The sequence below is a fragment of the Paraburkholderia sprentiae WSM5005 genome (assembly GCF_001865575.2).
GTDB classification, from domain to species: domain Bacteria; phylum Pseudomonadota; class Gammaproteobacteria; order Burkholderiales; family Burkholderiaceae; genus Paraburkholderia; species Paraburkholderia sprentiae.
In genome coordinates, this window is sequence record NZ_CP017561.2 from 2,455,855 (window position 1) to 2,468,013 (window position 12,159).

General features: G+C 62.9%; 14 protein-coding genes. All 14 read right to left on the reverse strand.

Annotated features, from left to right (window positions below; genetic code table 11):
• Positions 1-181: 181 nt before the first annotated feature.
• The gene (locus tag BJG93_RS11180) at positions 182-454 is read right to left on the reverse strand and encodes a glutaredoxin family protein (RefSeq protein WP_027198342.1); all 273 of its coding nucleotides are present in this window, start codon (positions 452-454) and stop codon (positions 182-184) included.
• The gene (locus BJG93_RS11185) at positions 451-1,965 is read right to left on the reverse strand and encodes a DegQ family serine endoprotease (RefSeq protein ID WP_027198343.1); all 1,515 of its coding nucleotides are present in this window, start codon (positions 1,963-1,965) and stop codon (positions 451-453) included. The genes BJG93_RS11180 and BJG93_RS11185 overlap by 4 nt, the downstream gene beginning before the upstream one ends.
• Before the next feature lie 37 nt (positions 1,966-2,002).
• Positions 2,003-3,043: a MucB/RseB C-terminal domain-containing protein gene (locus tag BJG93_RS11190; RefSeq protein WP_027198344.1), complete on the reverse strand. Its 1,041-nt coding sequence runs from the start codon at positions 3,041-3,043 to the stop codon at positions 2,003-2,005.
• Between the two features lie 4 nt (positions 3,044-3,047).
• The gene (locus tag BJG93_RS11195) at positions 3,048-3,665 is read right to left on the reverse strand and encodes a sigma-E factor negative regulatory protein (RefSeq protein ID WP_027198345.1); all 618 of its coding nucleotides are present in this window, start codon (positions 3,663-3,665) and stop codon (positions 3,048-3,050) included.
• 90 nt (positions 3,666-3,755) lie between these two features.
• Positions 3,756-4,355 carry an RNA polymerase sigma factor RpoE gene (rpoE, locus tag BJG93_RS11200; protein WP_027198346.1) on the reverse strand — a complete coding sequence of 200 codons (600 nt, stop codon included), beginning with the start codon at positions 4,353-4,355 and terminating at the stop codon, positions 3,756-3,758.
• A 100-nt stretch (positions 4,356-4,455) separates the two neighbouring features.
• Positions 4,456-4,974, reverse strand: coding sequence for a protein YgfX (locus BJG93_RS11205; RefSeq protein ID WP_407675276.1), 519 nt, complete (start codon positions 4,972-4,974; stop codon positions 4,456-4,458).
• Between the two features lie 14 nt (positions 4,975-4,988).
• The gene (gene fabF / locus BJG93_RS11210) at positions 4,989-6,227 is read right to left on the reverse strand and encodes a beta-ketoacyl-ACP synthase II (RefSeq protein WP_027198348.1); all 1,239 of its coding nucleotides are present in this window, start codon (positions 6,225-6,227) and stop codon (positions 4,989-4,991) included.
• A 243-nt stretch (positions 6,228-6,470) separates the two neighbouring features.
• Positions 6,471-6,710 (reverse strand): acyl carrier protein, encoded by a 240-nt coding sequence (acpP, locus tag BJG93_RS11215; protein ID WP_004197638.1) that lies wholly within the window; start codon positions 6,708-6,710, stop codon positions 6,471-6,473.
• A 150-nt stretch (positions 6,711-6,860) separates the two neighbouring features.
• Positions 6,861-7,610 carry a 3-oxoacyl-ACP reductase FabG gene (gene fabG / locus BJG93_RS11220; RefSeq protein ID WP_027198349.1) on the reverse strand — a complete coding sequence of 250 codons (750 nt, stop codon included), beginning with the start codon at positions 7,608-7,610 and terminating at the stop codon, positions 6,861-6,863.
• A 114-nt stretch (positions 7,611-7,724) separates the two neighbouring features.
• Positions 7,725-8,660: an ACP S-malonyltransferase gene (fabD, locus tag BJG93_RS11225; protein WP_027198350.1), complete on the reverse strand. Its 936-nt coding sequence runs from the start codon at positions 8,658-8,660 to the stop codon at positions 7,725-7,727.
• 115 nt (positions 8,661-8,775) lie between these two features.
• Entirely contained in the window at positions 8,776-9,765 is a 990-nt protein-coding gene (locus BJG93_RS11230; protein ID WP_027198351.1) for a beta-ketoacyl-ACP synthase III, read from the reverse strand.
• Positions 9,765-10,871: a phosphate acyltransferase PlsX gene (gene plsX / locus BJG93_RS11235; protein WP_027198352.1), complete on the reverse strand. Its 1,107-nt coding sequence runs from the start codon at positions 10,869-10,871 to the stop codon at positions 9,765-9,767. Before plsX ends, BJG93_RS11230 begins: the two co-directional genes overlap by 1 nt.
• A gap of 169 nt (positions 10,872-11,040) precedes the next feature.
• The gene (gene rpmF, locus BJG93_RS11240) at positions 11,041-11,220 is read right to left on the reverse strand and encodes a 50S ribosomal protein L32 (protein ID WP_027198353.1); all 180 of its coding nucleotides are present in this window, start codon (positions 11,218-11,220) and stop codon (positions 11,041-11,043) included.
• Between the two features lie 102 nt (positions 11,221-11,322).
• Positions 11,323-11,994: a DUF177 domain-containing protein gene (locus BJG93_RS11245; RefSeq protein WP_027198354.1), complete on the reverse strand. Its 672-nt coding sequence runs from the start codon at positions 11,992-11,994 to the stop codon at positions 11,323-11,325.
• Positions 11,995-12,159: the final 165 nt, after the last annotated feature.

Genomic DNA, 12,159 nt, shown 5'->3' on the forward strand with positions numbered 1-12,159 from the left:
CGCCTTGTAAGTAGGTGAAAAACCTATCTATTTTAGCCGAAAAGCCCATCGGCCGGCGCATCTTGCAGAGCGCAGGCCGAAAGACGGCGCGGAAGATGCGAGGAATTTGTCGCGGGCATCGTGGCGCGGCGCGACAAAACGCCCATGGATCGCGCGCTTCGCAATGCCGCGCGGATGCGTATCAGGATGCCGCCGCGACGCGCGACGCGTGCGCGACCAATGCCGCCCGCACGCGCGCTTCGTCGAAATGGTAGTGGCACAGTTCGACGCCATCGCAAACAAGCACCGGTACCAACTCGTCGTAACGCGCTTGGAGCAGCGGATCGCTGTCGACGTCGATCACCTTCAGCTGCGCGCCGAACTCGGCCAGCAACGGCTCGAGCGCGGCGCGCATCTGTTCGCACAGATGGCACCACGCGCGCCCATACAGCGAGAGTGACGCCGCCTTCGTCATTTCTGCGCGACGCGCGGGCGGATCGGCACAAACTGCGTGTTGTCGCCGCGACGAACCAGCAACGCGACCATCTTCTGAGCGTCGAGGTGCGAGGTCAGTTCGTCGAACTGCTTCGCGCTCGTCACGTCGGTATCGCCGACCCGCAGGATGACGTCGCCCTTTTGCAGGCCGACACGCGCGGCCGGACCGTCGACCGCGTCGATTTGCACGCCGTTCTGAATCTTCAGCGCTTTCTGCTGGTCGGCGGAAATGTCGCTGACTGCGATGCCGAGCGCGTTCGTTGCGCGCTGCTTGGGCGCCTGCGGCTTCTTCTGATCTGCCTTCGCGACCTTGTCCGGCTGCATTTCTGCGATCGTGATCGACAGGTCGCGCGATTGACCCTTGCGCCAGATCGTGATGGTCGCTTTCGTGCCCGGTTTCGTATCGCCGACCATGCGCGGCAGGTCCGTCGCGGTGTCGACCGAATGGCCGTTGAACTTCAGAATGATGTCGCCCGGCTGCACCCCGGCCTTGTCGGCCGGGCCACCCGGCTCGACGCTGCTGACGAGCGCGCCCTGTGCCTTCGGCAGGCCGAGCGAATCGGCGACGTCCTTCGTCACTTCACCGATCGCTACCGCGATGCGACCGCGCACCACTTTGCCCGAGCTCTTGAGTTGATCGGCCACGCGCATCGCTTCGTCGATAGGAATCGCGAACGAAATGCCCATGAAACCGCCGGTGCGGCTGTAGATCTGCGAGTTGATGCCGATCACTTCACCCTGCATGTTAATGAGCGGACCGCCCGAGTTGCCCGGATTGACCGCCACGTCGGTCTGAATGAACGGCAGATAATCGCCGGTGTCGCGCCCCTTCGCGCTGACGATACCGGCCGTCACCGTATTTTCGAGACCGAACGGTGAACCGATCGCGACGACCCATTCGCCGACGCGCACCTTGTTCGAATCGCCGATCGTGATGGTCGGCAGGTTCGACGCGTTGATCTTCACGACCGCCACGTCGGTGCGGTCATCGACGCCGATCAGCTTCGCCTTGAACTCGCGTTTGTCGGTCAACGTCACGTAGATGGTGTCCGCGTCGTCGATGACATGCGCATTGGTCATCACGTAACCGTCCGCCGACAGGATGAAGCCCGAGCCAACCCCGCTGTTCTGTTCGGAATCGGTGTTGTCCGGCGAATCCTGGCTGCTGCCGCCACTGCCACCGCCGCCACCACCGTTGTCGCCCCCGTGCGGCGATTGCGGCGACTGCGGCAACGGAATCCCGAAGAAGCGACGGAAGAATTCCGACATGTCGCCATCGTCCATACCCGGTGGCAGGCCGCCGCGGGTACCGCTGTTCGACACGCGTGTTGTCGTGCGAATGTTGACGACCGCCGGCCCGACCTTGTCGACGAGGTCAGTGAAGTCGGGCAGATTGGCAGCGGGAGCCGCCGATGCCACATGCGGCACAAGCGGCAAACACGCTGCCACCACTACGGCCGCGAGGAATTTGCGCACCGAGAAAGTCGTCATATCGTAGCAAGCCGAGGGATTTCAGGATTCGGAAGGGTTACTTCGGAGCTTTGTATTCTATGGCAGACGCGAACTGCTGCAATGTGGTTTGGGGCACTTCACCGAGCAGGGTAATCCAGAAGTCGCCCTGACGCTTGACCAGTACGTGAGTCGCGCCGCTATCGCCCGTTCCCTCTTTGCGCGTATTGTTCTCGACCGGCTCGACGAACACCGAAATCGCCGCAAGGCCGTCGGAAAACACGGCCTGATCCACAGGGATCGGCGGCTGCCCGGCCTCGCGCGACGCCATCGGGCGGCGCAGCTGGCGGATCTTGTGGAAGCCCGGCACCGACGGCGCGATCTGCCAACCCTGCGCGGCCATGTCGACCGGCTCGACTGGCGGACGCACGACCGTCCAGCCCGCGAGATTGCGAATGCCGTTGACGATGCCGGCCTTGTCGACCGGCACGCCGATGCGGACCTGCGAAAACGACAGCTGCTCAAGCACCTGGCCGTTCGGGTCAAGCGTCTGCGCGCGCAGCAAAAGACCGGTCTTTTTGTCAGCCCATAACTTGTACGCAAAGCGGTAGGCGTCTTTCGGGTCGAGTTCCATCACGAGGCAGTCGACGCCCGCGACGCGGTCGTCGCCGAGCATTTTCGGCTCGTAGACGGACAGCACCTGCTCCCCGTTCACAGATAGCAGCGCAGGGAACGAGTCCTTGTTCTGCCGTTTTTCGAAGACGACGATATGCCGCTCCGGTACGAACGTGTACATGTCGTCGTTATGCCGCAGCATTTTGCGGGGCTTGCCGTCGAGGCTTTCTAGCTGCTCGAACTCGCCATCGGTACGCGTGGCGTAATGTGCGATGCGCGACGTCTGCACGAAATTGCCGCGCTGATAGACGAACGCGCCCTCGTAGTTCTGCTGCTGGGCGGCCTGATGGATGCGGTCGAGCAGTTCCGCGGCCGTGTGACGGGCGGCGACCGGATCGTCTTGTGCGAAAACCCGCGGTGTAGCGGACAACAACACGGCTGCGCAGAACAGAAATGCTGGCAACCGGCCCCAGATAGTCGTTTTATTGAACCGCGGAGTCTGCATCAAACTATTGGCCCTGCGTGGAGACTGAGGCAGCGCGGATCACCGGCATCGAGCCTGCCATCGCCGGTTGTTGCGCGAATTGCTGATGAGCTTGCAGATATTGGTCGAGGCTCGCGTCGCGAATGATGTTGGAGTCCTGCGGCGCGGGCACCGAGGCCATGGCGACACGCTGCACCGCGTCTCCATGCGATTGCAGCGAAGCCAGCTGAGCGCCCGGACCACCCGGTACACCCTGCAACTGCGGCACGACAATCCAGGTCAACGTAACGGCGGCGGCGGCGACGGCAAAAGCCGGCACGACCCGACGGCGCAGCCTGAGCAGCCGGCGCGCGACCGACGCGGACGCGGCGGCTGGAGCCAGCAAATGCGGCTCGCTTTCGAGACGCGCCGCAAAACCGCTCAGAAAAGCGCTGCTCCTTGCTGGGTTGACCGCCAGATCATCGGAACGCAGCGCGTCGCCGATCAGGTGGTAGCCAGACCAGGCGGCGCGATCATCGCCGTCTAGTTCCGCAAGAAACTTGTCCAGATCCACATGCTCTTCGCCGAACAGCTCGCCGTCGACGAAGGCGGACAGTCGCTCGCTGTGCGAGCCCGCTTGCGATTGCATCGAGACCGACCCCATGATGCTCCCCATCTTCCATACCCCGTAGTGACACCACTAATCCAGATATTGCACCGCTGCCCCGCCAAGCCCGCTGAACGTTCAAAACGTCTACCAGCGCTTGCCTTCGGGTGTGTCAAGCAACGGTCGCAATTTTGCCGCAATGGCTTCGCGAGCGCGGAAAATTCGTGATCTGACTGTGCCAATTGGGCACCCCATCATCTCAGCGATTTCCTCATAGCTCAAACCCTCAATTTCTCGAAGAGTAATGGCGGTGCGCAATTCTTCCGGTAAAACCGCCATCGCAGCATTGACCGTCTCGGCGATCTGCTTGCTCATCAACATCGACTCAGGCGTGTTGATATCCCTTAGTTGGTCAGCGTCGGAGAAAGTTTCAGCTTCTTCAGCATCCGCTTCGGTCGAGGTCGGCGCACGCCGGCCTTGGGTGGCAAGGTAGTTCTTCGCGGTATTGACCGCAATCCGGTACAACCACGTATAAAACGCCGACTCGCCGCGAAACTGCGGCAACGCGCGATACGCCTTGATAAAAGCGTCCTGCGCGACGTCTTCGACTTCGGCGGGGTCCCGCACGAGACGCGAGATCAGCCGGAGAATCTTGCGGTGGTATTTGGAGACCAGAAGCGCGAACGCGGCCTTGTCGCCCTTCTGGACGCGCTCGACCAGCACCTGATCAATTTCTTTTTCGCTCACCTGATAAATCCGTTAACTATGGCGCGCATGGCGGGGGACCATTGTAGCGTCCCCCTCGTGAGGCACGTTACTACGGTAACAGCGGTTACAGTCGTTACAGTCAGGCGCCAGCCGCACGGCGGCCTAGCACGGAAAGTTCGCGGAAAACGGTGGCTGGCAGCGCGTCGGCGGTGACCAGCAGGGAGCGCGCGCGGCCGGTTGGCGCACGTGTGAGGCCGCCCCGTCGACCGCCCTCGGACTCAAGCGCAAGAACCAGCAAACGGCCACTCCACTGCGCGCAACCGACTACGCGGCCTCGCGCGAGCAACACGCCCGTACGGTTCCAGGCGGAAACCTCGCCCATCGCGATATGCAGCGCAACGGGCTGCGCCGCCTCATGCCTCGCCGCGCACAGGGCGAGCAGCGCTGCTACCGCGAGCGTCAACGGAACGGTCTGCCACGCGCCCAACCGCGGCGCGGCGCAGATATGGACGGCTAAGGTCGCGATCAGCACGAACGCCACCAACGCGGCACGCATTGCGACCGAGGGACGCAGCGCAATCCGCTGCGTCGCCCTGTCCAACGTTGCCGGTGGCGGGGAAAGCGCCGGCGAAGCCGGCGTCGTAAGCTGACGCGTCACCGGTGCTCAGGCGATCAGGCGCGCTTGAACACCAGCGTGCCGTTCGTGCCGCCGAACCCGAACGAGTTCTTCAGCGCGACGTCGATCTTCATGTCCCGCGCGGTGTTCGCGCAGTAGTCGAGATCGCAGGCCGGGTCCTGGTTGAAGATGTTGATGGTCGGAGGTGAGACCTGGTGATGCACGGCGAGCACCGTGAACACCGACTCCAGACCGCCGGCGCCACCCAGCAGGTGACCCGTCATCGACTTGGTCGAGTTGACCACCATGTCCTTGGCGTGGTCGCCGAACGCCCGCTTGATGCCGGTCGTTTCCGCCAGATCGCCAAGCGGCGTGGACGTGCCGTGCGCGTTCAGGTAGTTCACCTGATCGCCGCTGATGCCCGCGTTCTTGAGCGCGGCGAGCATGCAGCGGCGTGCGCCGTCGCCGTCTTCGAGCGGCGCGGTCATGTGATACGCGTCGCCGCTCATGCCGTAGCCGGCGATTTCCGCGTAGATCTTTGCGCCGCGCGCCTTCGCGTGCTCGTATTCTTCGAGCACCATCACGCCCGCGCCTTCGCCGAGCACGAAGCCGTCGCGGTCCTTGTCCCACGGACGGCTCGCGGTCGCAGGGTCGTCATTGCGTTGCGACAGCGCGCGCGCCGCCGCGAAGCCGCCAATACCGAGCGGTGATACGGTCGATTCCGCGCCACCGGCGATCATCACATCGGCGTCGCCGTACTCGATCAGGCGCGAAGCTTCGCCGATGCAGTGCAAACCGGTCGTACACGCGGTGACGATCGACAGATTCGGACCCTTGATGCCGAACTTGATCGACAGATGGCCGGAGATCATGTTGATGATCGAAGCCGGCACGAAGAACGGCGAGATGCGACGCGGGCCGCGATTGAGCAATTCGGTTTGGGTGATTTCGATCATCGGCAGACCGCCGATGCCCGAACCGACCACCACGCCAATGCGCTCAGAATTCTCGTCGGTGACTTCGAGGCCGCTGTCCTGCATCGCCTGGATGCCCGCAGCCACGCCGTAATGGATGAACGTGTCCATGTGGCGCGCTTCCTTACCGGGGATGTAGTCCTCGATATTGAAGCCCTTCACCTCGCCGGCGAAACGAGTCGAGAAGTTCGACGCATCGAACTTCGTGATATTGGCAATCCCAGACTTGCCGGCGACCAGATTGGCCCAGCCATCGGCAACATTATTGCCAACAGGCGAAATCAGCCCCAGGCCTGTAACAACAACACGACGGCGGCTCACGGTAACCCCTTTTTCATAGATGACAAAAGCAAAAGCCACAGCGGCCACAGGAATCGCCCTGTGTGCCCTGTGGCTGTTTAAGTCGGCAATCGCGCGAAAAGTTGCGCTGTCAACATCGCTGGCTCCGGCATCGCGCAGGGTGTGTCACTGGACACGCCCAATAGCACAGACCCTGCTGGCACCGGCAAGCGGCACGGCAGGTCGTCATGCGCGGCCCGTGCGGAAACGCAGGCGCGAATGACCTTAGGCCTTGACGTTCGCGCGAGCGTAGTCGATCGCTTGCTGAACGGTGGTGATCTTCTCGGCTTCTTCATCCGGAATTTCCATGCCGAATTCGTCTTCGAGAGCCATCACGAGCTCAACGGTGTCGAGCGAGTCGGCGCCGAGGTCGTTCACGAACGACGCTTCGTTCTTGATTTCCGCTTCCGCAACGCCCAGTTGTTCCGCGACGATCTTCTTGACGCGCTGTTCGATATTGTCCATTACCCCTCCAAGGGAAAAGAAGTTCAAAAATACAGGTGCGCGCATTTTATCAGGTTTGACCCGGCAAAAAAGCGGCGCATCGGGTTCCAGTCAACGCATGCGCCTCGCTTTTCGCAAACGCATCACGGCGCGGATAGTACCCGAAATGGGTTACTGCATATACATGCCGCCGTTCACGTGCAGCGTCGTGCCGGTGATATAGCCCGCTTGCGGCGACGCGAGGAACGCGACCGCATGCGCGATGTCTTCCGGGCTGCCGAGACGGCCAAGGGGAATCTGCGTTTTCAGCACAGTCTGCTGCTCTTCGGGCAGCGCCCTCGTCATGTCGGTATCGATGAAACCAGGCGCCACGCAATTGACCGTGATGCCGCGGCTGCCGATCTCGCGTGCGAGCGCGCGCGTCATGCCCGCGACGCCGGCCTTCGCGGCTGCGTAGTTGATTTGCCCGGGGTTGCCGGCCGAACCGACCACCGACGTGATGTTGATGATGCGGCCACCCTTCGCCTTCATCATCGGGCGCAGCACCGCACGCGACAGACGGAACACCGACTTGAGGTTGGTGTCGACCACCGCGTCCCAGTCGTCGTCCTTCATGCGCATCGCCAGTTGATCCTGCGTGATGCCGGCGTTGTTCACGAGCACGTTCAATACGCCGAATTCCTTGACCGTGCCGTCGATCAGCGCTTCGGCCGCGGCCGCGTCGTTGACGTCGAGCACGGCACCGCGGCCGCTTACGCCGGCCGCCTTGAACGCTTCCGTGATCGCGGCCGCGCCACTTTCGCTCGTGGCGGTGCCGATGACCGTCGCGCCCTGACGCGCGAGTTCCATCGCGATCGCACGGCCGATGCCGCGCGATGCGCCCGTCACGATTGCGATCTGCTTGTCGAGAGTCTTTTCCATCTGTCGGTCCGGATGCCCTTCAATTAGGGCTCATTGATTTTTGTTGATTCGTCTGCCGAGGGACGCCGCGCCAGCGCGGCAATGCTCCGCCGATACGCGCTCGCGAACGCGCGCTCAGCCTGCCGTCACGAGCTTCAGCGTTTCGTCGAGCGACGCCGGATCGGACACCGACGCGCCGACAAGATTGCCGTCGATGCGCCTGGTCAAACCCGCAAGGACCTTGCCCGGGCCGCATTCGATCACCTGTGTGACGCCCTGCGCCGCTATTGCCTGCACGCATTCGACCCAGCGCACCGCACCTGCCGCCTGGCGCACCAGCGCGTCCTTGATTTCGGCCGGCTCGTTGACCACGGCGACATCGACGTTATTGACGACGGGGATCGACGGCACCCGCACGTCGATGCTTGCGAGGTAGTCGCGCAGTTGATCCGACGCCGGTTTGAGCAGCGACGAGTGGAATGGCGCCGACACCGGCAGCGGCAGCGCGCGCTTCGCGCCCTTCGCCTTCGCGACTTCGCAGGCCTTCTCGACTGCGGCCTTGTGTCCCGCGATCACGACTTGCGCCGGCGCGTTGAAATTGACCGCTTCGACCACGCCGGCTGTCGACGCTTCCACACAGACCGCGCGCACGGTATCGTCGTCGAGGCCGAGAATCGCGGCCATGCCGCCTTCGCCTACCGGCACCGCGGTTTGCATCGCCTGCGCGCGGAAGCGCACGAGCGGCACCGCCTCGCGGAACGCCAGCGCGCCGGCGGCGACGAGCGCCGTGTATTCGCCAAGGCTATGTCCGGCGACGATCGCCGGCGCCGGGCCGCCCGCCTGCCGCCACGCGCGATAGATAGCGTAGGCCGCAGTCAGCATGACCGGCTGGGTGTTGGCGGTGAGGTTGAGATCTTCGGCGGGGCCTTCGGCGATCAGCTTGCCGAGGTCCTGGTTGAGTGCGTCGGAGGCTTCCTGAACCGTCTCACGCACGATTGCGTGATCGGCGAACGCGTTAAGCATACCGACCGCCTGCGAGCCCTGCCCAGGAAAAACGAACGCGAATTTCATATCGTCCCCAAAATCGGTTTGATCGGATGAGGCGGCCGGCCGCGGCTGCCAGATGGCGCGCGCTGTTGCGCCGGCCGCATCGGCGCCGCCAGCGGCGCCCGCGATGCGTCGTCGCTCAGTAGCGAATGACCGACGCACCCCACGTGAAGCCGCCGCCGACGCCTTCGATCAGCACATTCTGGCCGCGCTTGATGCGGCCGTCGCGCACTGCGACGTCGAGTGCAAGCGGAATGGACGCCGCCGACGTATTGCCGTGCTCGCCCACCGTGACGACCATGCGCTCCTGCGGCAGCCCAAGCTTGCGGCAGGTGCTTTGCATGATGCGGATATTGGCCTGATGCGGAATCAGCCAGTCGACCTGCTCCGGTTTCAGATCGGCTTTTTCCAATGCTTCGATCGCGACCTTCTCGAGCACGTTGACGGCGAGCTTGAACACCGCCTGACCGTCCATGTGCAGGAATGCGCTGCCGGCCACTACGCCGCCGTTCACGTTGCCCGGCGTGCAGAGAATCTTCGAGTGGCTGCCGTCCGCGTGTAGCGCGCTTGCCAGCAGGCCCGGTTCGTCGGACGCCTGCATGATCACCGCCCCGGCGCCGTCGCCGAACAGCACGCAGGTGGTGCGGTCATTGAAGTCGAGAATGCGCGAAAAGGTTTCCGCGCCGACCACCAGCGCCGTGCGATGCTGGCCACTGCGAATCAGGCTGTCCACCGTCGCCACTGCGTACGCGAAGCCGGAGCAGACCGCCTGCACGTCGAACGCGGCACCGTGATTCCGGATCCCGAGCTTGTTCTGCAGCAGGCAGGCGGTGCTCGGGAACACGAAGTCCGGCGTGGAGGTGGCGACGACGATCAGGTCGATGGTCTGCGGATCGATGTCCGCCGCTTCGATCGCGCGCTGCGAGGCGATCAACGCGAGGTCGCTGGTCGTGACGTTCGGTTCGGCGAAGTGACGCGCATGGATGCCCGTGCGCGCGACGATCCATTCGTCGCTCGTCTCGACACCTTGCCGGGCGAGACGTTCAGCCAGATCCTGATTGGTGACGCGGTTGGGCGGCAGACAGCTGCCGGTGCCCAACACGCGAGAGTAGGTTGTGGATTGAGCCATTATGCCTTCGAGGATTGCGCAGCGTAGGGCTCGGCCGGCTGGCCTGCGATCGGGCTTGCGTGACCCGCACCGCTTGCGTTGCGCGCCGCCTGTTCGAGAGAACCCGCGTTCTCTTCCATCGCTCGCGCAAGGCGCTCCAGCACGCCGTTTTTGACGGCATCATACCCGCGTTTGATAGCCCACTCAAACGCGTAGGCATCGGCGGAACCGTGGCTTTTGATCACGAGGCCGCGCAAGCCGAGCAGCGCTGCGCCGTTGTATTGCCGATGATCGACACGTTTCTTGAAACGCATCAATACCGGGAGCGCGAGCACCGCCATCACCTTGGTCAGCCACGAACGGCCGAACTCTTCCTTGATGATGTTGGACAGCATCTGCGCGAGACCTTCCGACGTCTTCAGCGCGACATTGCCGACAAAGCCATCGCAGATGATCACGTCGACGGTGCCCTTGTAGATGTCGTCGCCTTCAACATTGCCGTGAAAGTTCAGTGTACTCGCACGCAGCAGTTCGCCGGCGCGCTTGATGATGTCGTTGCCCTTGATGACTTCTTCGCCGATGTTAAGCAGCCCGATGGTGGGCCGCTCTTTGCCTTCGAGAGCGGACACAAGCGCGTGCCCCATCTCCGCGAACTGCAGCAGATGCTGCGGCTCGCAGTCGACGTTCGCGCCCAGGTCGAGCATCATCGTATAGCCGGTGGGATTGGGCAGGGCAAACGCGATGGCCGGGCGTTCGATGCCGGACAGCGTTTTCAGCACATAACGCGAGACCGCCATCAATGCGCCGGTATTGCCAGCGGAAATGCAGGCTTGCGCCTCGCCTTCCTTGACGCAGTTCAGCGCTACGCGCATCGACGAATCTTTTTTCTTACGCAGCGCGACCTCGACCGGATCGTCCATCGCGACGACCTCGGTAGCAGGCATGACGGTCAGCGCCGGCAGATCCTGAGCCTTCAGCTTCTTCAGCTGCGCACGAATCGCACCTTCAATGCCGACGAGCAGCAACTGCGCATCGGGATGCGACCGAACGAAGTTGACGGCAGCGAGAACGGTCACGGACGGGCCGTGGTCGCCTCCCATGCAATCTATCGTGAGCTTTACTGTCATGGAGTGCGACGAATTTCAGACGCTGCTTGGGGTCGCAGCAAGCGCTAAACCGCCAACTGCGATCGACACAAAAAAGCGGCAGTTGAATGCCGCCTTCTTGCCGAACCAGGAAATTGTCAAGCGAGCCGATCGCTACGCGAAACGCCACAGGGCGCATCGCAGTCAACGATTAGTCGTTCTTCGTCTTGACGACTTTCTTGCCGCGATAGTAGCCGTTCGGGCTAATGTGGTGACGCAGATGCACTTCGCCCGTGCTCGGCTCAACGGCCATCGGCGCTGCCGTCAGGAAATCGTGCGAACGGTGCATGCCGCGCTTCGACGGCGACTTCTTGTTTTGTTGAACTGCCATGACTTACTCCAAAAAAATTTTCCGAATTCTAACACAGCCCGATACGGTCTTAACCACTGGCCCAACGGCCCAATGCGCCCGCATCACGCCCCCCGCAACTGTTCAGTGCTTCTCCCCGCCCGGTTCGCCACGCTTCAGACTTTCGAGCGCCGCGAACGGATTGCGCCGCTCATTGGACTGGTCAGGCTCTTCCGCATCGCCAGCTTCGTCCTGCACAGCTTCGTCGCCCTCGGCTTCGCTGCCCTCGGCTTCGCTGCCGTCCGCGCCAGAGACAAGGCTCTCGTGCACTTCAGGGCAGACCTCATGCTTCGGCACGAGCGGCAAGGAAAGCAGCAACTCTTCTTCGATCAAGTCGATGAGATCGAACTGGCGCGTGCCTACGATCACCTCGACTTCGTCCTCGTCGAGCGGAAACTCTTCGGCTTCCGCGTCCGTACTGACGATCCGGTAAGTCGCATCGACGTTGAACGCCTGCGAATACGGCGTCAAGCACCGCTGGCATTCGAGCCACGCGGCACCGTGAATCGCCAGCCGCAGATAAGGCTGGGGACCTTCGGTGCCATCGTCCTGCAATTCCGGCTGCGTCGTCCCTTCCGCCTGCCATGTGAACGCGGTGTCGCGATCTGGCGCTTCCGACGGGACTTCGTTTAACATGCGCGGCAGCTGCGAGACGCGCACGATACCCGCGGCCTGGCGTCCGCTTCGCGCAAATTCGAACAGATCGAGCTCGTGCGGGTCGGACAGACCTGCAGGTTTGCCAAGATGTTGAGTCATGTGCGCTCCTGCGTCGGCAAGCGTGTTGCCGGGGTGATTCGCGAAGGACGATCAGATCCGCCGCGAAAATGATCCGGTTTGCAAGGCAGCCAGCGGGGCCGCGGCCGTTTCCTTAAATCTTCCGGCTGCCGAAAGCCGCGAAACGCGCCGAGACCCTTCAAGCGC